The organism is Gemella sp. zg-1178 (genome assembly GCF_018790995.1).
GTDB lineage: Bacteria > Bacillota > Bacilli > Staphylococcales > Gemellaceae > Gemelliphila.
This window is the reverse complement of sequence record NZ_JAHKEI010000019.1, coordinates 1-25,550: the sequence shown is the minus strand read 5'-3', so window position 1 is coordinate 25,550 and position 25,550 is coordinate 1. Positions and strand designations below refer to the sequence as shown.

The 25,550-nt window shown below is 29.0% G+C and carries 16 protein-coding genes and 1 pseudogene; 12 read left to right on the top strand and 5 right to left on the bottom strand.

Annotated features, from left to right (window positions below; all coding sequences use genetic code 11):
- From KMP12_RS05790 to KMP12_RS05760, 8 genes and pseudogenes are all read left to right on the top strand, one after another.
- Positions 1-182: pseudogene (locus KMP12_RS05790) on the top strand (hypothetical protein); the annotation flags it as partial.
- Positions 183-215: 33 nt separating this feature from the next.
- On the top strand, positions 216-545 hold the full coding sequence (locus KMP12_RS05785) for a hypothetical protein (protein WP_215756793.1): 330 nt from the start codon (positions 216-218) through the stop codon (positions 543-545).
- A 22-nt stretch (positions 546-567) separates the two neighbouring features.
- Entirely contained in the window at positions 568-3,561 is a 2,994-nt protein-coding gene (locus tag KMP12_RS05780) for a type I restriction endonuclease subunit R (protein WP_215756792.1), read from the top strand.
- A 131-nt stretch (positions 3,562-3,692) separates the two neighbouring features.
- Complete coding sequence (locus KMP12_RS05775; RefSeq protein WP_215756791.1) at positions 3,693-4,370, top strand: DUF4417 domain-containing protein; 678 nt, start codon at positions 3,693-3,695, stop codon at positions 4,368-4,370.
- Entirely contained in the window at positions 4,357-4,551 is a 195-nt protein-coding gene (locus KMP12_RS07620; protein WP_252344724.1) for a hypothetical protein, read from the top strand. The genes KMP12_RS05775 and KMP12_RS07620 overlap by 14 nt, the downstream gene beginning before the upstream one ends.
- Positions 4,533-4,715 carry an EndoU domain-containing protein gene (locus tag KMP12_RS07865; protein ID WP_371821674.1) on the top strand — a complete coding sequence of 61 codons (183 nt, stop codon included), beginning with the start codon at positions 4,533-4,535 and terminating at the stop codon, positions 4,713-4,715. The genes KMP12_RS07620 and KMP12_RS07865 overlap by 19 nt, the downstream gene beginning before the upstream one ends.
- A gap of 166 nt (positions 4,716-4,881) precedes the next feature.
- Positions 4,882-5,193, top strand: coding sequence for a hypothetical protein (locus KMP12_RS05765; RefSeq protein ID WP_215756790.1), 312 nt, complete (start codon positions 4,882-4,884; stop codon positions 5,191-5,193).
- Positions 5,194-5,213: 20 nt separating this feature from the next.
- Positions 5,214-5,561 (top strand): hypothetical protein, encoded by a 348-nt coding sequence (locus tag KMP12_RS05760; RefSeq protein WP_215756789.1) that lies wholly within the window; start codon positions 5,214-5,216, stop codon positions 5,559-5,561.
- A 953-nt stretch (positions 5,562-6,514) separates the two neighbouring features.
- Here the strand turns inward: KMP12_RS05760 and KMP12_RS05755 are convergent.
- Both KMP12_RS05755 and KMP12_RS05750 read right to left on the bottom strand, forming a co-directional pair.
- The gene (locus KMP12_RS05755; protein WP_215756788.1) at positions 6,515-7,588 is read right to left on the bottom strand and encodes an endonuclease/exonuclease/phosphatase family protein; all 1,074 of its coding nucleotides are present in this window, start codon (positions 7,586-7,588) and stop codon (positions 6,515-6,517) included.
- Between the two features lie 5 nt (positions 7,589-7,593).
- The gene (locus tag KMP12_RS05750; protein ID WP_215756787.1) at positions 7,594-8,469 is read right to left on the bottom strand and encodes a DMT family transporter; all 876 of its coding nucleotides are present in this window, start codon (positions 8,467-8,469) and stop codon (positions 7,594-7,596) included.
- Between the two features lie 1,417 nt (positions 8,470-9,886).
- On the opposite strand from KMP12_RS05750, the gene KMP12_RS05745 reads away from it, so the two are divergent.
- Both KMP12_RS05745 and KMP12_RS05740 read left to right on the top strand, forming a co-directional pair.
- The gene (locus tag KMP12_RS05745; RefSeq protein WP_215756786.1) at positions 9,887-10,492 is read left to right on the top strand and encodes a hypothetical protein; all 606 of its coding nucleotides are present in this window, start codon (positions 9,887-9,889) and stop codon (positions 10,490-10,492) included.
- A 520-nt stretch (positions 10,493-11,012) separates the two neighbouring features.
- Positions 11,013-11,750: a Fic family protein gene (locus KMP12_RS05740; RefSeq protein WP_215756785.1), complete on the top strand. Its 738-nt coding sequence runs from the start codon at positions 11,013-11,015 to the stop codon at positions 11,748-11,750.
- Positions 11,751-12,274: 524 nt separating this feature from the next.
- Here the strand turns inward: KMP12_RS05740 and KMP12_RS05735 are convergent.
- From KMP12_RS05735 to KMP12_RS05725, 3 genes are read right to left on the bottom strand one after another with little or no spacing between them, the layout of a single operon-like run.
- A complete protein-coding gene (locus KMP12_RS05735) occupies positions 12,275-12,760 on the bottom strand; it encodes an aminoacyl-tRNA deacylase (protein ID WP_215756784.1) in 486 nt (161 codons plus the stop codon).
- Positions 12,761-12,767: 7 nt separating this feature from the next.
- Positions 12,768-13,868, bottom strand: coding sequence for a glycosyltransferase (locus KMP12_RS05730; RefSeq protein WP_215756783.1), 1,101 nt, complete (start codon positions 13,866-13,868; stop codon positions 12,768-12,770).
- A gap of 10 nt (positions 13,869-13,878) precedes the next feature.
- The gene (locus tag KMP12_RS05725) at positions 13,879-15,753 is read right to left on the bottom strand and encodes a polysaccharide biosynthesis protein (protein ID WP_215756782.1); all 1,875 of its coding nucleotides are present in this window, start codon (positions 15,751-15,753) and stop codon (positions 13,879-13,881) included.
- A gap of 649 nt (positions 15,754-16,402) precedes the next feature.
- Between KMP12_RS05725 and KMP12_RS05720 the strand changes: the two genes are divergently transcribed.
- A complete protein-coding gene (locus tag KMP12_RS05720; RefSeq protein WP_215756781.1) occupies positions 16,403-22,585 on the top strand; it encodes a ZmpA/ZmpB/ZmpC family metallo-endopeptidase in 6,183 nt (2,060 codons plus the stop codon).
- Positions 22,586-23,615: 1,030 nt separating this feature from the next.
- A partial coding sequence (locus KMP12_RS05715) for an SEC10/PgrA surface exclusion domain-containing protein (protein ID WP_215756780.1) occupies positions 23,616-25,550 on the top strand: 1,935 nt, incomplete at its 3' end.

Sequence of the window (25,550 nt, the reverse complement as noted above, 5' to 3'; positions counted from 1 at the left end):
AGAAAAATATCAATAAAAAAATTAATATGTTAGAAAACAAAATTAAAATGTATAAAAGTTTAGTAAATCAACAAATCCAAAACTTACAAGAACTAAAACTAACATTAATTTCTGATGTAGTTACAGGAAAAATAGATATAAGAGAAATAGAAATACCAGAGGAATATAAGAATAATAGATAATTTCTATATATAGTAATAACAGGGTGAAAAATAATGAAAAAGCTAAAAATAATGCTTGATATTTGGGCAGGCCCTATTTGGTGGTGCTATTATGATGAAAAAACAAAAACATATGATTATGGAATTGATATAATAAAAAATGATAAAGAAATAATGAAATTACATCAAGAAATACAAGATTTGTTTTCATCATACTACCATTTAGATAAAGATATAGATGATATGTTTGATTTTGAACAAGAAAAAAAAGATAAAGAAAAAATGCTTGCTCTATTTGAAAAATTAATATCAAGATTAAATGAAATAAATGACGGAAGTTTTGAAATAGATGATAGAGAAACTCAGAGAATAAGAAATTTATAATTTTATGAAAGGAGAATGATTTATGAAGTCAACTATGGATTTAAGCGAAAAAGGCTTAGAAACTTTAATAGTAAATCATTTAAGAAATGTTAATGACTTTGAAGAAGCTAGTAATTTTGACTACGACAGAAAATACGCCCTCGATTTAACTAGACTTTTTAGATTTTTAAAAGAAACTCAAAATGAAAAATTAGAAGCACTTGCTATTAAAGATGGTAGTATCGAAAAAGAAAATTTTTTAGCTAGATTATCTAATCAAATTTTAGATAAAGGGACAGCTCTTCTTTTAAGAAAGGGTATGAAATATAAGCATCTTCATTTTGATTTATATATGCCACTTCCAAGCGTTTATAACGAAAGGTCTAAGCAAATGTATTCTAAAAATATTTTTAGTGTAAGCAGACAATTAGCCTACACAGAAGAAGTTTCTAAAAAAGCCTTGGATATGGCAGTGTTTATTAACGGTCTACCTATTATGACCTTTGAATTAAAAAATAGCTATACCCACCAAAACTATAGAAATGCCATAGAACAGTATAAAAATTATAGATCAAGTAAAGAAATTTTGTTCAGATTTAAAAAATGTTTTGCACATTTTGCAGTTTGTGATAGCGAAGTTTGGATGTGTAGTAAATTAGATGATAAAAAATCAATCTTTTTACCCTTTAATAAGGGTAATGATGGTGGAGCAGGTAACCCCGTAAATCCAAATGGTTTAAAAACTGATTACCTATGGAAAGAAATTCTTACTAAAAATATTTTATCAATTATCACAGAAAGATTTGTACAGATTGTTGATGAAGTTAATTCTAAAACTAAAAATAAAAAACAAAAACAAATTTTTCCAAGATACCATCAATTGTATTTGGTGATGAACTTACTTGAAGATAGCAAGAAAGACGGAGTAGGGAAAAGATACTTAATTCAACACAGTGCAGGTAGCGGAAAATCTAACTCTATCGCCTGGCTTGCCCACCAATTAACAGAACTTAGAAACGATGAAGATAAAAAAGTTTTTGATTCTATTATCGTTGTTACAGATAGGGTAAATTTGGATAAGCAAATAAGAAATACAATTAAACAGTTTATGGAAGTTTCGAGTACGGTAGGTTGGGCAAAAGATTCTAAAACATTAAGAAATTTACTTGAGAAAGGTACAGCTGTTATCATTACAATTGTGCATAAATTCCAATTTTTACTCGATACAATCAGCAGTGATTTAAAGACTAAGAAATTTGCTATTATCATTGACGAAGCACATTCAAGTCAAAATGGAAGTCTTGCGTCAAAAATGAATATTGTTTTATCTGGAACTGAAGAAGAAAGTGAAGATATTGAAGATAAAATTATAGCCTTGATTGCAGGTAAAAAAATGGCTAGCAATGCAAGCTATTATGCATTTACAGCAACGCCAAAAAATAAGACTTTAGAATTATTTGGAAAACCTATGACAGATTATTTAGGTAATCCTATATTAAATGAAGATGGCACAAGAAGTTTTACAGCTCATTATACATATACAATGAAACAAGCTATTGAAGAAGGCTATATTTTAGATGTGTTGAAGAATTATACGACCTATAGTAGTTATTATAAGATAATAAAAACATCTGAAGACGACCCAGAATTTGATAAAAAGAAATCACAAAAATTATTGAGAACATTTGTGGAATCTAATGAATATGCTATAAGTAAAAAAGCAACAGTTATTGTTGATCATTTTCACAATGTAGTTTGTAAAAAAATGGGCGGGCTAGCAAGAGCTATGGTTGTAGCTAAGGATATTAAAAGAGCAATAGAATACTATTATGCAATTGACTCAGAAATGAAAAAAAGAAAAAGTCCTTATAAGGCTGTTATTGCATTTTCTGGAGAAAAAGAATACGGAGGAAAAATTTTAACAGAAAGTGTGATTAACGGTTTTGCAAGTAACGAGATAGAGTCAAAATTTAAGCTTGATCCTTACAGAATTTTAGTAGTTGCAAATAAGTTTCAAACTGGTTATGATGAACCCCTATTACAAACTATGTACGTGGATAAGATACTTACCGATGTAAAAGCCGTACAAACCTTGTCTAGACTAAATAGATTTTATCCTGGGAAATCAGAAGTTTTTGTACTTGATTTTGCCAACAAGTCAGAAGATATAGCTAAAGCTTTTGATACTTATTACAAAGGGACAATATTATCCGGGGAAACTGATATTAATAAACTTAATGATTTAACAGATAGGCTAGATGAATTTGAAATATATAATGAAGAAAGTGTAAATGAGTTTATTGAAATATTCTTAAAAGAAGATTATAGAAGTAAAATTGATAAAATTATTGATACTTGTGTAGAAAAATTTAAAGAACTAGACTTAGATGACAGAATTGAATTTAAGAGTAGTGCTAAAAGCTTCGTAAGAACATATAATTTTTTATCAGTCTTGATGGAAGATAGTAAGACCTATTGGGAAAAATTAGGAATATTTTTAACAAATCTTCTAGCAAAATTGCCCAAAGTTAAAACTGAAGACTTTTCTTACGAATTATATTCAAATATAGATTTAGATAGTTATAGGTTACAGGTTAAAGAAAATAAAAGCATTTATTTAACTAATGCCGATTCAGAATTAAAACCACTTCCCGTACAAACGGCTGTAGGTATTCCTGTTCCAGACCTGGATAAGTTGTCTAATATATTAGATGAGTTTCATAAAGTTTGGGGATCAGTCGAATTTACAAATACTGATAGGGTTATTGATGATATTAAAGAAATTCAAGAAGAAGTAAAAGAATATGAAAAATATAGGAATGCTATTAGGGGTTCTGATGAACAAAATGCTAAAGATGAACTTTCTAAAATAATAAATGAAATTATTTCAGGAAGAGTAACTTCAAATGTAGAAATTTATAAAGCATTTCACGAGGAAAAGAAGAATTATTTAAATCAATCATTTAATACTTGGTTAATAGATTTAGTCTTTAATGCAACTTATGATGCTATAAAAAAAGAAGTAGCTAGACAATAATTAAAATTTTAGGTGTACCAAAATTGGTATACCTAAAATTAAATTGACAAGTTAGAAAAAAGCTAAGATGCTTTTATATTTTTTAATTATATTACTGGAAATTAGCTTAAAAGTAATTTTATAAAAGGAAGGTGATTATTATAGCTAAGACAGTAGTCGATGATGGTTTTGCAGCATATCTAGTAAATGGTGCTGAATTTTATGGTAGATGGGAAATTCCTATAATTAAAAAAGATTTAATAGAGATTCCGAAGGATATTGTTCCTTTTGATAAAGTCAAGAAAATATCTGAAGAAGATAGGAAAAAAGTGTTTGTGCATTTTTATATGCACGATCTTACTTTTAGGAGAATTTTATCAGATATAGATAAATATTTTCATCTGCTTAGTGATTTCGGAGGAATTATTTCTCCAGATTTTTCATTGTATATTGACATGCCTTTATGTTTGCAGTTGACAAATGTTTATTTAAATAGAGCAGTTGGTTATTATTTTCAAAGCAAGGGTATAAAAGTCATTCCGAATGTTAGATGGGGTGATGAAAGGACTTTTGAGTTTGCATTTTTAGGATTAGAAAAAGAGTCGGTATATGCAATAAGCACAGTTGCTTGTATTAGAAGTTTGGAAGAAAAAAATAGATTTAAGAAAGGTTTAAAAGAGATGATTAAAAGATTGAAACCTAAACAAATTATTGTAAATGGAACAAGACCAGAATATGTTTTTAAAGATTTTTACAAGGATGTTGAATTTATAAATTTTGAATGCTGGACATCAAGAATGAAGAAAGGAAAAGTGAATGGGAACAAGTAGAAGTGGTTTATATTTAAATACAAAAGGAAGCAGACGAAAAGTTAGTGATTATGCCTTAGTACATTCTAATGAGGGGACATTTAAGAATATAAATAGTCCTAATCCAAAGAAAAGTCCTTTTAGAATGGCAAGTGGAGGACACGGTGAAGATAACATTAAACTATTAAAAAATATGGAATAAAGTATAATATAGTAAAGACTTATCCAAATGGTGTTAGAGTTGGAAATGTAGAAGGCCATAAGAAAAAAGACAAAAGTAAAAATAACGGGCAAACATGGTTTCCAAAGTCGTGGGCAGCTAAAGATATACAAAAAGCTGGAGAACATGTAGCATTTAAAGAGTAATAAGAAGGTTAAAGATGGGCATAATATGTATGGAGTTTGGAAAGGTGTTAGAGTTGTTGTGAAGAGAACCAACGGTAAAGTATCTACTATTTTTTCTGATAACAAACAACCTATTAAAAGAACTAACAAGAAATAATAATTTATTAAATTTAAGAGGAGAAAAATAATGATTGAAGCTAAAATAAAAGAAATACTAGAACAAAGACTTGATGAAGAACATTTTTACTATGTTGAATGTTGGAAAAAAGAAGTTGAAATTTTAACAGAAGATATAAATGAGACCATAGAATTTGTAAAAAATAAATGTGATGATTATACCTTGTTTTGGATGAGCGAAGTTTTTGAGGATATTATTGAAAAAACAAAAAGTAAAGAATTATTACAAGTAATATTAGAAAGAGCTAATAGAGCGATTGATGAAAATAATCGAAAAGAAATATTAAAGGAAGTTGAATATGCGAAAGGACACTTAATATAGTGTTTCATGGAGGAAATAAAATGTTTGATAAAGATAAATTCAAAGAACTTGTAAAAGAAAGAGAAAATAGAGATTGGGATTATAAAATAGAAAAAATATGGAATGAAATGAAATTAATGATTTTAGAGAATGATGATTCTTTTAAGGAATTTATTGAGTATATGAAGATAGAAATGAGTGGAGATGAATATGGAACATTATCCGAGATTTCTGATGATATTGCTAACAAAAAACCATCATATGAATTTATTGATGCATATAAATTTCTTGCAGAAAAATACTCCGAAGAAACTAAAAAATACGGTATTTTAGATTTTATTGAAGTTGCTGAGGGCTTTGTAGAATATTTTCTTGGGAAAAGGAATTAGAAAAGTATTAATTTTGATTGTAAAGGAGAAAAATAATGATTGAAACTAAAATAAAAGAAATACTAGAACAAAGACTTGACGAAGAACATTTTTACTATGTTGAATTTTGGAATAAAAGTCGAAATATTAACGGAATATATAATTAATACTACTGAATTTATAAGAAATAAATTCAAAAATCGAGCGGTAGTAAAACATAAATATTTTTAATCACTTTATTTTAAAATTTCAAATTATTAATAACCTAGTTAGTAAGGCTAGCTTATTTTTATTTAAAAATTTTTTCATTAAACATCTTATAATTAATATGAAAAAAATTTAAAAATGATAAAATAAGATTATTACTTTTTAATATTATTTTAATATTAAAACAATTTAACTAAAATATAGAATTTTAAAATTAGGATACAAAAGGAGAACAGTATGCTTGAAGATAATATAAAACATAATGAAAAGATTAAACCAAATAGTAATGAAATAAAAAACTAGAAAATAATTTTTTTCATACTATACTAAGCCAATATGCTAAAATCCTGCTTGTTCCAAACCTAAAGCCAAACCTCCTGCTCCTGCAAAAAGTTATATACTATTATATCTCTTATTCATTTTTAGAATTACCTCCTTATTTACAAAAGCAAAAGCTTGTTATAAATTATAATTCAATTAACTAAACATCTTTTGTGTATTTTTAATTATAAAATATTTAGCCTTAAGATTTATATAAAATTTATAACTAAATTAATTTTAAATTTTACAAGACTAGCTAGTGATCTATTCTTAATTTTATTACTACATATATTGTTATATTATAATAAAAAACTAAATTTCTATCAATCTTTGCAATTTACTTTTAAATTTTATCAAATCTACATAAATATTAAAAAATAAAACCACTATAAATAGTGATTTTATTTTAAATATAATTAATTTTTATAAGACCAAATAAAAATAATTTATCTAGTATAATTTTCCAATTCAAATTTTAATACTACTGGATTGTGGTCGCTATTTTGAAAATCTTCATCAATAGTTTGAACAGATTTTACTTTTACATTATTACTTACTATAAACCCGTCTATTGTATAGGTATAAGTTCCCTTATTATTTTTATTGTAGGCTTGATTTAATAATCTTGCTGTTGGCTTAGTTTTATCGTAATATAATTTGAAATTTTTACTTAGGCCTTCTAAATCAAATTTTTTAGGTCGCCATAAATTTTCGGGTATGGAATTTAATTCTTCTTCTGTAATATCGTTCAGGGCTTGGTTAAAGTCTGCCCCTAAAATAATATAGTTGCCCTTAGCATATTCTTGTTCTAAAAATTCAAAAACTTTTTTTGTTTGGGCTAGCTTACCCTCATTATCACTGTCATAGGCTTCAAAGTGTACATTTATTAAAACTAAGTTTTTATCACTACCTTCTACCTTGGCATAAGAAGCAGTAAAAGCTCGCTTTAGATTTGCTACTCTTACTGGATAGCTAAAGGGAACTGGTAGTTGATACCTAGTTGAATTTTCTAGGCTATATTTAGAATTTGTATAAATTCCACTGTTAATTTTTCCTAGGGGTGGGAAGGGATAGGGAACATACTTGACCTTATAATTATAGGCAAAAGCAGCCGTACCTTGTAAATTTTTATTAAAGTAGTCTACTTGGTTAATGCCAAAACTACGTTTAGAATTTTCATCAACCTCTTGGAAAAATACCAGGTCAGGATTTTCTTTTATGGTTAAATTTTTTATTTTTTCTAAATTATTTTCTACGTGAGCCTTGTCTATGGGCAAAGAATTTGTGCCACCGTCCATAAAAAAATCTTCGTCCTTATCAAGACCAGCAAAACCAATATTCCAGTCTAAGACCTTGTATTCTCTGTTCAAGGAAAATTTTTCTTCACTCCTACCTGCTAAAGTAATTTTTTCTACATCAGCAGGTTTGTATTCTGTTAAGGTTAAATAGCCTACGCCACCAGCTAATAAAATTAATAAACTTAAAAATATAAAAAAAAGTATCTTTAAAAATTTTTTCATATATATCACCTCTTTTGAGAAATAATTATTCCAATTAATACTAATAGCATTCCAATAATTTCTTTTGTCGTAAGAACTTCACCCAGTATAAAAACACCACCGAGTGCGGCAACAACAGATTCTAAACTCATAATTAATGAGGCTGTGTGGGCTGGTATTTCTCTTTGCCCTATTATCTGCAAGGTGTAGGCTACACCACTTGACAAAGTTCCCAGGGCTAAAAGATGCGGTAGTACCAATATAATATCAGCCATTACAAAACCTTCTAAAAAATATCCTGTTATTAGACTTAGGATAGCAACAACAATTAATTGGCCTATTGATAAAAACATAGAATTTACTCTTACTGCTGAATAGTCAATAATCAAGATATGAACAGCGAATAAAAAGGCACTAATCAAAACTAATAAATCCCCGTATTCTAAAGTGAAATCTCCCTTAATAGATAAAAGATACAGCCCCACAACCGACATGACCAAACCTATTAAAAAATATTTATTAATTTTATGCCCTAAAAAAATTCCTATGATGGGTACTATGCAAATATATAGAACTGATATAAAACCTGCCTTGCTGGCCGTAGTGTGGGCTATTCCCAACTGCTGAATGCACATGGCAAAAAATAAAGCCAAACCGCAAGCTAGAGATAAAATTAGATTTTGATTTTTAAAACTTGCTATTTTAATTTTAGGATTTTGACTTCTGTACAAGTCTGGCAAGATGACAACTACTAAAATTAAAAATAAGAGGGCAATCAAGGCTCTTAGTCCTACAATCGTAAAACCGCCTAGCACCTTACTTGCAATATTTTGCCAAACAAAGGCCATACCCCAAATTATCGTAACTACAAGTAATAAAATTTTTGAAATAAATTTTCGCATAAACAGCTCCTAAATTTTTTCTAAAGGCTATTATAACATTTTATATTTTTTTTATCTAGGAAAAATTAAGGTAAAATTTTTAAAATTATATAATAATATTTTAGAAAAATTTATATTAATTTTATAAATACTTTATAAAAAGACTATTAAATAATCGTTTTTATATTAAAATTAATATTTTCATCTTTTTGAGCAATGAAAAATAAACATATATTAAAAATTTTCATATTTTTGAAATCAAATCCTAGTTTATAATGCCATATATTCTTTAATATAATATTTTATATGCTATATAAAAGATAAATAGAAGTAGTAGACTATTTAAAATATTAATAATTTATTCATAAGGGGAGGATCTTGGAGCTTGCTTTGACTAAAAAATTAATTTTCTATATCTTAATTTTATTGAATATAGTATTTATAATAAATAATTTTTTATAGGGATTATACTTATTAAAAAAATATCATCTATATTCTATATTATACTAGGTACAATTCTTATAATAAATAAATTAAAAAATATTATAAAAGCATACAAAAACAATGACTAAGAGGCTCTTATTTTTTATACTAACTAGCATATAAAAATAATTTTATTTGTAAAACTTTTAACTATTATAAAGATATAAACTAAAAAATTTTTTAATTAATACAGTTTAATTTGAAAAGTGTACTATATAATTTTGCTTTAATTTAATAGTCATGAAAACTTTATAATCTAATGTTAATTTTCCTGTATTATTTAAGTTTTTATCTTAATTAAACAGATGCTTGTTTTTCATGAATATAGAAGTGTTTTTCAGTCTTTTTTCCCTTGTTTTATAATGTTTTATATGCTATGATTAAGGTGTAAGATATATCTTAGTAAAAAATAATTTTAAAATATATTTTCTTGCAAATAAATATATTAAATAAAAAATAAATGAGGGAAATATGATGAATAATATAACTTTATTTTTAGGGGTGTTGTATTTTTATATCCAAGTTTTGTTTTATATATTAGGGATATATACATTTATAAAAATACTTATATATATAAAAAAAAAGAAAAAAGACGACAAGTAGTCGTCTTTTTTAATGAAAAATATTTTTAACACCCTAAATATATAAACTAAAAAATTTTTTAATTAATACAGTTTAATTTTAAAAGTGTACTATATAATTTTACTTTAATTTAATAGTCATGAAAACTTTATAATCTAATGTTAATTTCCCTGTATTATTTATATTTTTATCTTAATTAAACAGATGCTTGTTTTTCATGAATATAGCAGTGTTTTTCAGTCTTTTTTTCCTTGTTTTATACTATTTTATATGCTATGATTAAGGTGTAAGATATATCTTAGTAGTAAAATATTTTAAAATATATTTTCTTGCAAATAAATATATTAAATAAAAAATAAAGGAGGAAATAAAAATGAGGAAACACAAAAAATTTTTATCGGCAATTTTAGCTTCAAGTCTATTAGTTACACCTATTTCTGCTTTAGTTAGCAATTATAATAATGTGGCTAAGGCTGAGAAATTACCATCATCAATAGATGAAAATTATATCATTAAAAAACTAGATAAATACGTTAAATTTAATAAAGATAAAAAAATTTTCGAATTTGATAAAGATAAAAATTTATCTTTGGAAGAACTTAATTTTTTAGAATCAAAAATTTCAGAAACAAATAAAAGATTAAATAATCTTATTATATCTGATAATGAGCAAATAAAATATTTATCTAAAAAAGTAAAAGTTATATCTACCCCAAATTTAAAAGAGGGAGCTTATCTTCGTTATGCTGAAGGTATAGACGCTATTGATTTTTATTGGTGGGGAATGGATATATGGTTATCTAAAACAACATTAAATAAAGCAGTTGCTACAGGAACAATAATTGCCGGTGTATTTATTTCTAGTGCTAGAATACTGGCAGCATTGCAAATACTAGGAGTTTGGGCTCCTGTACCAGGTGGGATATATATGAAAGTTCATTATCCTTTTGGGATTGCAGAAGTAAGATGGCATGGATAAAAATATAAAAAACAAAATACTAATATTTTTAATACTAATATTTTTAATATTATTGGTTTGGATACTTCCTTTTAATAATATAATATATAGAATTGCATTATCTATAATAATATTAGTAGGTCAGTATATAATTTTACTATTAAAAAAGGATAAATAATTATACTATCATTCTATGTTAATAAATTCCTTTATATAAATTTTAAAAATAATTTACATAATATTTTATATATTACTATCATTAGCATTATTAATAAATACACTAATTATTATAAACAAAATAAAAGACGATAAATAGTCGTCTTTTTTCAATTTAATTTTATTTTCCTAACTAATAAAAAAATAATCTTATTTAAAACTTTTTAATACTAGTCTATCTTTGCCATATTATTAGTGTTATAATTAATCTTGATAGTTTTAAAATTATTTTTTACATCTAGCCACACACTTATATTCTAAAAAATAAATTTAAAATTAATTTCTACAACTTTTAAAAAAATCAGCAAATAAGAGGTGATTTTCTATGGATAAATTACAACAAATAAACATCTTACAAGACAAACTAAAAAAACTACGTCCTTTAAACAAAACAGAATTAAAAAAAATATATGAAAACTTTATAATTGAGGCGACCTATAATTCAAATGCAATAGAGGGTAACACCTTGTCATTAAGAGAAACAGCCCTAATATTGCAGCAAGGAATAACCATAAACGAAAAGCCCTTAAAAGAACATTTAGAGGTAATAGGATATAAAGACGCCTTTTATTACATCATAGATATAGCAAACAAAAAAGAAGAACTAACAGAACATATAATAAAAGACATTCACTCACTCGTATTAATGCACGATAGAGAAAACAAAGGACAATATAGAAAAGTAAAAGTAAAAATACTAGGTAGCAAGCACCAAACGGCAAACCCTGGAGAAATAGACAGCAAAATTAAAGAATTACTAGCAGACTATAAGACGTGGTTAAAAGAACATAGTATAATTTACGCTATCGCTAAACTGCACCTAGAATTTGAGAGTATCCACCCTTTTATAGACGGCAACGGAAGAACTGGCAGACTGCTTATAAACTTAGAACTAATAAAACACGGCTTATTACCCGTTGACATAAAATATAAAGATAGACAAGAATATTATAATAGCTTTGATGAATACAACAACAGCAAAAAAGCTGACTATTTAACTAATCTACTAATAGATTATGAAATTGATAGATTAAAAGACTATATAGATATAATAGAGAATTAAACAGCTTATTTCATTTCTTTAAAAGGCTAAGGGAATAAAAGGAGAAATAACAAGGTGATAAAAACATATATAAAAGACACTTAGCCACACACTTATATTTTAAAAAATAAATTTAAAATAATTTCTACAACTTTAAAAAAATCAGCAAATAAGAGGTGATTTTCTACGAATAAATTACACACTATAATTTATATAGTTCTAATTTTAACAACTTTAATATTATTATGGACACTACCATATAATGACATTAAAACAAAAATAATATTGTCAATAATGTTTATTGTACTTATGTTTTTTAGAAAATACACATTTGAGCAAAAAAATAAAAAAGACGATTAAATTTCATCTTTTTAAAATTTTTTACTTTATATATTTTAAAAATAGATTATCGCTCAAGTATATCACACAGATATTTTTATAATTTTTTTTCCTATACATTGAATTTAAAAAGAAAAAAGGCAAGTCTTAGCATTGACATCAAAAATTCTCCTAGAATTTAAAAGTTCAAAGCTAAGCTGCCTTTTTTATTTAGCTATATCAACAACTTTTGCCGAAATTAAATTTTCCAAAACTGCTACTCTTATTTCTACCTGATGACCGACCTTGCCAGCTGATACGATAATAGTTTCTACATCAAGACATTTTTTATCAACAAAGGTTGGAAATGATTTTTTCATGGCAAAAGGAGAACACCCCCCCTTTTCATAACCCGTTGTATTTTTCAAGTCTTTTAGGGCTAGCATACTCAGTGTTTTTACCCCAGCCTCTTTGGCTAATTTTTTAAAATCAATATTATCATCACTCATTAAAACTGCAACAAAATTATTCCCCTTGACGTCAGTTGTCAAAATAGTTTTGAATACCTGCCTATAATCTTTATTAATTATTTTAGCAACACCTAAACCAGTGCGAGCTTCTTGACTACTTGCATCAAATTCATAATGGTTATAAGTGATATTATGTTCATCTAAAAAACGCATTGCATTTGTTTTGATTTTTTTCTTTGCCATACACAACCTACTTTTTATTTTTTATATTTTTAAATACCCAAGTATATTGTAGTCTATAACTTAGGAAGAATAAAATTGTATCTATTATAATTTTTATTACAGTCTCTGAACCTGACGTCCACTTCCACAATAAATAAACTAGAAATGATGAAAGGAAAATTTTTGAAAGGGAAATAGTATAATACTTATAAATAGTTTTCTTGATATTCTTCTCCTGTTTAAAAACTAAATTCTTATTGATTAAGAAATTGATAAAGGATGAAATTGCCCTAGCTAAGAAAGTAGTTAGCAGTATTAATAGATAGCCTTTTTTTACACCCAAGAATACTAAAATCGTTAAAAATACCCTAAATAAAGAAATATCTACTAGAAAGGCACTTAGACTGGCTAGAGAAAATTTTAAAAATGGTAGTAAAATAACCTTGCAGATACTAATAAGGTCAAAAATTGGATTGAAATTTTTTTCTACATTAGAATAATTAAAGACTGTTTCTATTTCAATTTCTGTTATTTTAATATCTTCTGCAATAGCCTTAGTTAGCATTCTTGTTTCATAGTCAAAACGTTCGCCCTCTACATCAATCATAAGGGCAACCATATTTTTAGGTAGCCCTCTTAGAATTGTCTGAGTATCAGCTATATTTCTGCCATATAAATTTCTAAAGGCTAAACTTGTAACCTTATTAGCAAATTTTATTTTTTGGGGTAGACTAAAGACATTAAAATTTCTAGACCCTAAAACTAGGTTATTAGGATTTTTTTTCATTTCCAAGGCAACCTTGACAACATCTTCTACTATATGTTGACCGTCGGAGTCAGAAGTAACTAGACCGATATAATTATCTAGATTTGGTAAATTTAAAAAATAATTAAAGCCGTTTTTCAAAGCACGTCCCCTGCCTAAAGTTTTGGCATGGGATAAAACTCTACAATTTTTCATAATATTAAGTCTATTAAAAATTGCTTTTGTTTCTGCTTTGCTACCGTCATCTATAACCAAGACATCAAAAGAACCGTAATCTATTAACTCCTCCACATAGTCAATTAATGAACTTGTGGGATTTAAGGCTGGTATTACTACCAAGGTTTTTCTGTTATCATTATCCATTTTCTACCTCCTATCCACTATAGGAATTAATCACCTCGAATAAATAATCTCTTATTTCTTCGTTTGTTCCTGAATTAACAATTTCTTCAAGTTTTTCTAACTTACTATTTAATGCTTCTTCATCAATATTCAAAGTTGTATTTTTAAAAATCATATTGTTGGCAGTTTTTTCACTATTTTCATAATCTAGGGACAACTCTTCATACATTTTTTCTCCAGGTCTTAAACCTATTTCTTCTATTTCTATATCTTTGTAGGGTTCTAAACCTGAAAGTTTGATTAAGTTGGTAGCCAAGTCAATAATTTTTACAGGTTCACCCATATCGAGTAGGAAAATTTCTCCACTGCTTGCATAATAACCAGCTTGCAAGACTAGTTGCGATGCTTCTGGTATAGTCATAAAGTAGCGAATTATGTTACGGTGAGTTATAGTTATAGGCCCACCTTTTTTGATTTGTTCTTTAAATATTGGTATTACCGAACCGTTAGAGCCTAAAACATTACCAAAACGAACTGCTGCAAACTTAGTTTTATACTTGTTGCCCTTAGCCTGTAAAATAATTTCTGTAAGACGTTTTGACGCCCCCATGGCATTAGTTGGATTAACAGCCTTGTCGGTAGAAATCATAATAAATCTCTCAACTTCTTTTTGAATAGCTATCTCCATAACATTTTTTGTTCCAAAAACATTATTTTTTATAGCCTCCTTAGGTCTTCTTTCCATGAGTGGCACGTGCTTGTGGGCGGCTGCATGAAAGACTACATCGGGTTTATACTTGTCAAAGACTTCTAACAGGGCTTTTTTATCACGAATGCTGGCAATTTCAGAAATATAATTTACCTCTGAAAAATTTTCGTCATGTGATTTTTTAAAATCAAAATTTCTCTCCAGCATATACAGGGCATTTTCGTTAATATCTAATAAGATAAGATTGCTGGGTTTAAAATTAAAAATTTCACGAGCCAGCTGACTTCCGATAGAGCCACCAGCCCCTGTGATAAGAACATTTTTTTTACGCAAATATGACTTGATTTCATCTTGGGATAAATTTGCCACACCACGTCCCAACAAATCTTCTATGGAAACATCATCTATGTGTCTAGTAATTTTTTCTCCCTCCAATAGAGACAAGCCAGATTTCATGACTTTAACTTGAATACTTTTACATTCTTTTAGGATGTTTAGGATTCTATTTTTGTCATATTTTGAAATAGAAGGTATTGCTAAAAATACCAATTCAACATTATATTTTTCTATTAGTTTAGCTAATTCATAAGTAGTACCTAAAACACTAACTCCATTTACGGTAGAATTTTTTCTATTGTCATCTACTAGCCCCACCACATTCGCCTTGAAACGATTATTTTTATTAAGTTCTTTAAGTAGAACATAACCAGCATCTCCTGCACCGATAATCAAAGTATTTTTATAACTTAGGGTATTAGTCTTATAACGTGAACTTTCATTAAGAGCCTTATAAAAAATTCTCATAAACATCATACCCCCAACAATTAATAAGGGAGCAAAAAATGTAAAACGCAAATTAGAAAAATATTCTGGAAAAATAAAATTATAAGCTATTGTACAAATAAAATCTGCAATAATAACAGAAATACAAATATTAATAATTTCTTTTACGCCGAGATAAGACCACAGGGCCTTGTTAATACCTGCTAACTTGAAACTAATTAGATAAACAATAATTGATATAAATAAAAAGTATAAAATATTCATTCCATAGTAACTTATCATATCTGGAATATAAATTGATCTATCTAAAAATATGGCTATGCAAGTGGCTAATACAACAACCATTAAGTCTAAAATTGTAATGATTGTAAATCTATACTGTGAATAAATTTTTGAATTAAATATTTTCTCCATACTAGCTCCATAAAGTGTTATATAAAGATTTTATCATATTGTAACCATCTTTACAAACTTATTTATATATTAGGTAATTAATATTTATTTTAAAATTTAATTTTGAAAGCTAAAAATTTAAATGTATATTTTTTAATTTCAAAAATAAGATAAGAAAATTTGAATTTATAAATATAAGATTTAAAAGAAGTATTTTTAAGGAAATATTTTATAAAGATTCAAAATTTCTATTATTCAATGTTATTTCATTGCATATTGCTTATAATTTGTTTATAATATGCTTATCTTAAATCAAAGAATTGCTAAAACATCGAGTAAGATGAGAAGATAAAAATTTTTATGCACATAAATAGCATGACAATTCTAGTTAGTAATTTTTAATATCTTTTTAGCAAAAATTAAAAATTATCTAGCCTTTTATTTTTATATTTAGTAAACTATTTATTAAGCTAAAATTTTCTTTAATAATTTCTTATGCCTTATGAAATTATTTTTATAAATACTAGCTAGTTCTATACTACAAATTTATTTTTCTGTTATTTGTAATATTGCTAGTTTTTTTCTTTTTATTAGAGAATAAAATAAGATGTAGAATATCTTTTCTTTGAACCTTGTACCTTTATTGAAATGAAAGGAATTTAAAATAAGTATGAAAAAATTTGATAGGCAGCTCAGCCGTTTTTCAATAAGAAAATTCTCGGTAGCCGTAGCTTCGACTTTATTAGGAATTAGTTTCTTATCTACTGTAGCACCAGAAATAGCACAAGCTGAAGAAATTATGCGTACAAATATAACATATCGTTATGTTAGCGAGGAAGAATTAACTGAAAGTGAGAAAAAGACGATTATAACTTCCTTGCCGTCAGAAAAAGTATCTGGAGATGCTATTTATTATATGGTTTATCGCCCAGATAAAAAAGAAATTTTACCAAAGATATGGCAAGACTGGTCTATAATAGTAGCAGGAGCAGGTGTAGCATTTTTGGTATGTGCATTTTATTGGCACCGCAAGAAAAAAACTTGGATTGCTACGGTTTTTCTTGTAACTAGCTTGGGGCAAACAGTAGTAATTCCAGAAGCATCTGCTTTAACTAGCAATTTGTTTGCCAATTTTACTCAAGAATTTTCTTTAACAAATGGAGAAATTTTACCAGAAACAATCAGAGAAATTGATGGTTATCGTTTTGTAGGTTATATTGTTGAAACAAATATTAATAAAGATATTGAAAAAGTAGGGCAAGCAAGCAAACCAAAAGAAGAAAACCCTGGAGAAAATAAGGAAGTTACACCCGAAAAACCAGCTGAAACGATAGCGACAGAAGAAGTAAGACCCAATGTTGTAGCAGAAGCAGCTAACCCAAAAGAAGACCTAGAAACTAATAAGGAAGTTAAACCAGAAAAACCAGCTGCAACGACAGGGACGGAAGAAGCAAGACCCAATGTTGCGGCAGAAGAAACTGACCCAAAAGAAGACCTAGGAACTAATAAGGAAGTTACACCCGAAAAACCAACTGAAACGACAGGGACGGAAGAAGTAAGACCCAATGTTGCAGCAGAAGCAAGAAACCCAAAAGAAGACCTAGGAACTAATAAGGAAGTTGCACCCGAAAAAGCAACTGAAACGACAGGGACGGAAGAAGTAAGACCCAATGTTGAAGCAGAAGCAAGAAACCCAAAAGAAGAAAATACAGAAACTAATAAGGAAGTTGCACCCGAAAAACCAGCTGAAAAGATAGCGACAGAAGAAGCAGGACCCAATGTTGCAGCAGAAGCAACTAAGCCAAAAGAAGAAAATACAGAAGCTAATAAGGAGGTTACACCAGAAAAATCAGCTGAAAAGATAGTAGCAGAAGTAGCTAAAGCAAAAGAAGAAAACACAGAAACTAATAACGGGGTTAAACCAGAAAAATCAGCTGAAAAGACAGCGACGGAAGAAGTAAGACCCAATGTTGTAGCAGAAGCAGCTAACCCAAAAGAAGAAAATACAGAAACTAATAAGGAAGTTTCAGCAGAAAAACCAGTTGAAACGACAGCGACAGAAGAAGTAAGTTACAATGTTGCAGCAGAAGCAAGAAACCCAAAAGAAGACCTAGAAACTAATAAGGAAGTTAAACCAGAAAAACCAGCTGAAACGATAGGGACGGAAGAAGTAAGTTTCAATGTTGCAGCAAAAGTAACTAAAGCAAAAGAAGGCCTAGGAACTAGTAAGGAAGTTACACCAGAAAAACCAGCTGCAACGACAGGGACGGAAGAAGTAAGACCCAATATTACAGAAGAACCGAATAAACCAAAAGAAGACCTAGAAACTAATAAAGAAGTTAAACCGAAAAAACCAGCTGCAACTATAGCGACAGAAGAAGTAAGACCCAATATTACAGCAGAAGCAAGAAACCCAAAAGAAGAAAATCCTGGAGCAAATAAGGAAGTTACACCCGAAAAACCAGCTGAAACTGAAGCAGAAGTATCTCCTGCCCCATCTCTAGAGTCTGAAAAACCTGAATCTGAAAAATACCGTGAAGCTTTAAGCGAGGAAAAATTAACAGTTACGAAACCTTTAGATCCACTTGAGTTGATGGTAGCTGTTGATAAGTTAGATAAAGGCATACAAAAAGAAGTTGATACTAATAAAAAAACTCCAGCAAGTCTAGCAGCCTATCAAGCGGCAAAAGAAAAAGCCCTTGCGATTCTAGCTGAGGCAAAGGCTGTCATTGAAGATCAAACAGCTAGTCTGGGAGCTATTACTCAAGCTAAGGAAAAAGCAGAGGAAAGCCTTAAAAAACTTGAAGAGGCAGAAGCGGCACTTGAAAATATACCTAGCAAACCAATTTTGGAATTGCAGACATTGGAAAAACAAGAAAAAGAAAAATCAGTTCTAGTGGAGTATCATTTAATTGACCCAGATGCTACATTTATTTCTGCAACTGCCCAAATTTATTCAGGAGATAAGTTGGTTAAAGAAGTTAAACTTTCTAAAGAAAATTTATCTGGAATTAAAATTTCAGGCTTAGACTATGATGTTGAATATCAACTAAAAACTACTTTTGAATATATAAATTTAGATAAAAATGCAAGTGAAACACTTTCAAAAGTTGAAACATTTATCTTAGAGCAAAAACAGATTGAATTGAAAAATTTAAGCAATTTAACACTCTACACTTATCGAAATGGGATTAAAACAAAAGTTATCAGTTTAGCAGAAGTTGGTTCAATTAATGACTATTTTGCTAGTTTTATATCAGAAAGTGGTAAGGAAGTTCAATTGCCAATCAAAGAAATTGTGGCTGAAGGTAATAGTTTTAAAGTAATAGCTAGTCACCCTAATCTTGTTCAGCGTAATGAGGAGGGCTATTATGAGGATAATTACAGTTTTACGGTTGCTAAAATCGCACCAGCACAAAATGGAATTTATACTTCTTTCAAAGATTTGATAAATTCAATAAACAATAATCCGAGTGGTACGTTTACTTTAGGAGCTGACTTGAATGCTGAAGAGATTGAAGATGCAGGTGCAAACTATGTAACAGTACCTTTTACGGGGACTTTAAACGGTTTACATGATGGTGAAAATTATACGATTTACAACTTGAAGGCACCTCTTTTTGATACAACAGAAAATGCGACTATAAAGAACCTTAATTTAGCTGATGTTAATATTCAATCATCAAAAGCTAATGTAGCTAGTCTTGTTAATCAGGCAAGTGGAACAAATATTGAAAATGTTGCACTTGATGGTAGTATCACAGCTCCTCATAATGTAGCAGGCTTAGTTTATTCTGCCCAAACTAATACAAATATTCGTAATATTGACCTTAAGATGAAAATTTCCACAACAGCAACCAATACAGAAATGAAATCGGGGGGTGTGATAGGAATAATTGGTAATAGTAATCTTGAAAAAGTGCATGCTAATGTGAGGATTGATACGAAGGTAAAAGCAGAACAATATTTTGGTGGTGTTCTAGGTGTAGCTACAAATAATGTGAATATTTCCGATGTTTATGTTGAAGGGACATTAGCTAATAAAGGTGGCGGTCGAGTTGGAGCAATTAGTGGTAGTGTTGGGCGTGCAGTTCTTACTAGAATTGTATCGACGATTCCTGTTACGAATGGATCTACTTTAAATGGTTCAGGAGATGGAATTAGCGTAAGTGAGATTTATGGCCTTGAAGGAAAATCAACAGCAAATGTCAAGTCTAAAAAACTGAATTTGATTTCAGCAGAGGCTCTAGCCGAAAAAGTGAGTGCAATGGGCATAACAGCTACTTTATCCGATAAGAAAACGTCTCTTGGACAAAGCTCAAAAGTGATTGACTATAGTACTTTACCTAACTATGATTTAAATCGCGAAATAGCTTATCGCAATACTGAAAAACTCTTGCCATTTTACAATCGTGAATATATTGTTAAGCAAGGAAATAAGATTGACAACTCAAGTAAACTATTTACAACGAAATTGGTGTCGATTGTACCGATGAAAGATAAGGAAGTTATTGCAAACATTTATAAGAATAAGGATGCAATCAATCGTCTACTCTTGAATTATGCAGACGGGAAAGTCGAATATCTAGATATTACTCCAGCTTCAACTTTTGCTGATAATACGATTCAAGAATATATTATAAACGGCACAGAATTGCTTTATACGCCTGAACAATTTATAACAAACCCAGAAGAAGTTATCAAAACAGCCATGAAGAGAGTTGAAGGCCTGAAATACTTTTCAGAAGATGTTTGGAAAGTTACTCAAAACCATCCTGAGATAGAGGCGGACAGTCCAAGTCTTAAACCTATTGAAAAATATCAAAATGATATTTTAGAAGTACTATATCTAAAAGATTCCTTTAAGAAAGTGCATGATCGAGCTCAAGATGTCTTTGAAGCAACACTTGCTCAAAGTGTCGCTGGTGATTTCACAATGGCACCTTTAAAAGAGCAGATGAAAGATTATATGAAAAAGAATGCTGTTGCGATTCTTGTAGGAGCAAGCTATCTCAACCGTCTTTATAACATTCAATTTGACCAGATGAATGTTGGGGAACTGGCAACTTTCTACCAAAATTTCTTTGGTAGGCAGGTGAATAGTTTGGAATGGTTAGCAAATCTTGGTCGTATGGGTAATAATGCGTTGGAAATTAAGAATAATCCTGCAACCTATAGGAAATGGATTGCTCCAGTATCTGGTTATGCTAATTTACGTGAGTATTTGAGTGCTTATCGCACCCGTTTTACAGAACTAGATGAAAATGATTGGTTTAAGTCTGCTACTAAGGCCTATATCGTAGAAGTACAATCGAAAGAAGTGCCGAATGAAAAGTATAAAGTATATGACCAGCTTAATCGTATCGACCACCCCCGAATGATTTTGCCATTGTTGAACTTGACCTCTGAGGGCATTTATATAATTAGTAATATGACCACCTTGTCATTTGGTATGTATGATCGTTATATGGACATGTCACTTAAAGACACGAATCCAGATAAATATGCCAGCGAACTTGAGCGTGTCAATAAATTGGTAGACTATTTTGCAAAAACACAAGGAGATCATTTTGATTTCTGGTATCGAATGGCTAGACCAGAAGTGAAAAATCGAATGTATAGTCGTGGTAATATGCCAATTCCAGTATGGGACGGTTACTACATTCCGCATTTTGGTAGAAAGCCTCTTCATTGGATGCCCAAATTTGGAGAGGGTGCTTCTAGTCGTATGACAGACTTCTTTGCACCAATTGGTAAATACTACCTACCAAACGGTGTTGGAGCTTATGCAACGGGGGATTTGGTTCACTATGTTATTGATAAGGCCCTGTCTCATTATGGGCAATCTGTCTTTACTCATGAAATGACACATAACATGGATGGAACGGTTTATCTTGGTGGTTATGGTCGTAGAGAATTCTTTGGTGCAGAAGTCTATGCCCAAGGCCTACTACAAGCTACTACTTCAGCAACGAATCAGATTTTCGCACTCAATACGAATGCAGATTATTCAGTAGTAGAAGGAGGAAAATACGCAAATAATCGTGTTCATAATTTATCCCCAGAACGTTTTAAAACCCAAGAGGACTTAAAAGAATATCTTCAAGGGCGTATGGATGTGATTTATACCCTGGAAGCCTTAGAAGGAAATGCTTTAGTTAAACTGTCCAAAGCTGATCAAGCCCTGTTTTACAAAAAAATCGAACGCATAAATGATATCGGCGAATCGAGAATTCGTCAATTGAGGGCAGAAGATTTGGAATCTCTAACACTAGATAGCCTTGATAGCTTGGTAGAAAATGATATCTTACTTGGACTTCATGGACTTCACAGTAATAAAAATAAGATTAGCAAAAATGGTTACGACCTTGAACATTTATTCGTTGCAAATTATAGTGGTTTAACTAATCCGCATGGTTCTTCAGATAGTTTGAGCATTAAACGCTTGAGTAATGAATTATTAGCTGAAACGGGTTATGAAGGCTTTATTTCTTATCTGTCTAATAAGTATCGTGCAGAAGCAAGAGCCGCAGGCAAGATATTTAATGATGAGTTTATTCTCAAGAAAATTACTAATGATAAGTTTTCAAACTTCCATGACTTTAAAAAAGCCATGTACAAACGCCGCTTAGATAGGGTAGGGCAGTTGAAACCAGTTAGCTTTATCTACAAGCAGCAAACATATACTGCAGATGAAGCAACTTTAAATAACTTGATTAATGTAGCCGTTCAAGCCGATTTAGCAGCCTTAAAAGCTAAGAAAGCAACAACAAATCTTCTTACACTAAAAGAAGCAATTTTCAAAGCCTATCTTTTAGATACTGATGATTTTAGAAGTTCAATTTATCAATAATTGTTTTAAGAAGTAAATAAATTTTAATTTATTATGCTTATACTTAGTTAAGTATTAATTTTTAAAATTTTTAATACTTAATAATAAATATTTGCTAAAATTTCAACTTAATATAATAAAAACGTAGAAAATTTTGATTTGCCAAAAAAATCTATGTTTTTATTATATGATTCTTATTTTTTGCTAGAAAAAGCATTTGAAAAATTTTATCCTATATAAAATAAGGCTATTGTATAGCTAATACTTATGTGTGGAAGACTTATGTCGCTTCTAGTGTTAAGCTTAGCTTTGTTGCAACTGGTATTTTAGGTTTAATAGAAATTAAGTGGAATTTAGGAATTTTAGATAAGGGAGCATATGTGCCTTTTTTGTTTGTATCTAGTACTTGTATAGTTTTTCTGCTAAAGCTATTTATAATATTGATTTTTTAATATTTATAAAGTTAGTATTTAATATATAAATTTAAATAAAATCATAAAAAAGTTCAAAAAACTAGGATTTTTGGAACGATTGTGTTATTATATTTCTATGTATTATTATTTAATAATAAATACTATAAAATAAGACTTTTTAAGTGCCTTATAATTTAATATACAAAAAATTTAATTTATAGATAAAAAGTTCCAAAAATCCTGTTTTTTTGAATGTAATTAAAAACATAAGAAAAAATTGATAATTAATAAATATAATAAGTTATTAAAAAGATAGACTTACAAACAATTAAACATAAGACTTTAAGGCTGTAATTATGGCTATAAGGCTAGCTAAGATAATTTTAATGCAAATCCTTGGGGAGTTAGTCTTGTAAAAGAACTATTTTTTATACTTTAAATAGTAATTTGGGAGACCTATAAATAAAAAATATATAGTAGTTATAAAATTTTAATTTATAGAATTTGTTAAAAAAAGATATATAGCACTTAGTCAGGCTAGGAAGATAAAAATATATTAAGGAAAAATAACTTAAAAGTCTTTACAAAAAATCTAAAAAATAATATAATGTATTAAATGTATTGAAAGGAGAATTTAAATGAAAAAATACACACTAAGAAAAATAGGAAAAAGATTGCTACCAGTAGCCTTTGCGGTAGCGCTAGGTCTAGGTGTAGATGAAGAGCTTAATAAGGCTCAGGCACAGGAAAATGCTGTAGAAACAAATGCAAATGCAGAAGAAAACACAGCTCTAATCAAAGAAGCAGTAAATAAACAAGCAGAAAAAACAAATAGGGTCAAAGAAGAGTATGATAAGGCAAAGGCAGAATTAGATAAGGCTAATAGGGAAGTAGCAGAAGCTAGGCAACTAAAAGAAGAATCAAGCCCTGAAAATATAGAAAACACAAAACAAGAAGTAGCAGTTAAAGAAAAAGAAAAAGAAGCGGCACAAGCACAATTAAAAAGAAAACAAGCAGAAGAAACAAAAAAACAAGAAGCATTAAACAAGCAAAAAGAAGAGACAGCAAAACAAGCAAAAGAAGTAGATAAACAAAAAGTAGAAGTAGAAAAAGCTCAAAAAGAATTAAATAATTCAAATCCGCCTGAAATAGTAAATAAATATAATACGGCCAGATATAATCTAAAAAAAGCAGAGGCCAAATTAAAAGAGGCTAATGAAAACCTAAACAAAGCCAAAGAAGCTGATAAACAAAAAAGCAGTAAACTAGAAAGTCTAAAAACAAAACTTGATTCAGTTACAAAAGAAGAAGAAAAATTTAAAAAAGAACTTGAAAAAGCTCAAACAGAATACGACAAGGCTAAGAAAGAATTAGAAGAATTAGAAAAAGGTCTGGGCTATAATAGAATTGTCTTGTCAGATGAGTATAAAAAAGCAGTAGTAAAAGTATATGATAAGAATCTTACAGAAAAAGAAAAAAAAGATGCTGAAGCAATATTAATAGGCCAAGCTGATAATCTTAAAGCCTCAAACAACTTTAAGCCTAATACAAATGATGATAAAACAAAAATTAAAGATATAAATAAATTAACAAAAGACCAGGTAAAAGAATTATCACTCTTTGCAAGTGATATAATAAACGGACTTAGGGATCAACTAGGAGCAGTTCCTACAGTAGTAACATCTTCATCTATTGATTTTGCAATGGAAGTAACAGATGAAGTAAACACTTTAAATCATGACACATGGACGAATAGCCACAATGAAGCTGGAATAAAAAAAGTGGCTAAAAAATATGGTTTACCAGAAGGGCAATATTATGAAAATTGGGCAGGTTCGACTGATGTTTTAACTGAATATACCATGTCAGACTTGAAAAAGAGAATCTATGAATCTTTAAAAAATTTTATGTTTTCTAAAACAGAGTGGTATCATGCTACTGGTATAACTTCAACAGGAATATACAAGATAGAAAATGGGGGTAAATCATATCTTGGAGTTGACTTTGTAGACCACAAGTCAAATAATAGACATTATTACGGAGTGCACTTCTTAACAGTAGGAAGTAACTATCTAAACAGATCAAATAATAATAATAAGTTTAATACAAATCCAGTAGAAAAAAAAGGGGCAGAAAATTCTGAAGTTCCAGAGAATATAAAGAATAAAAGAAAAGAAGTAGCAGAAAAAGAAAGTGCAAAAAATAAAGAAGTAGCTAAGTACAATAATAAGAAACAAGAACTAGAAGCAAGCAAAAAAGAATTTGATCAATTAACAGCTAGTAACGATAAAACTGCTACAGCACAAGCGGAATTAGATAAAGAAACTACAAAAACAGCAGAGCTTAATAAAGAATTAGGTGAATTAAAAAAAGAATATGATAAAGTAAATGAAGATATAAAAACAAAAAATACTAATTTAGAAACAAAACAGGATAGTTTAGAAACAGCCCAAACCCAACTAGAAACAAAGAAAAAAGAAGAAGCAAAGAAAGCAAAAGAGCTAGAAAAAGCAAAAACAGAAGTAGCAAAAACACAAAAACAAATAGAAGAAATAACTAAACTAATACAAGAA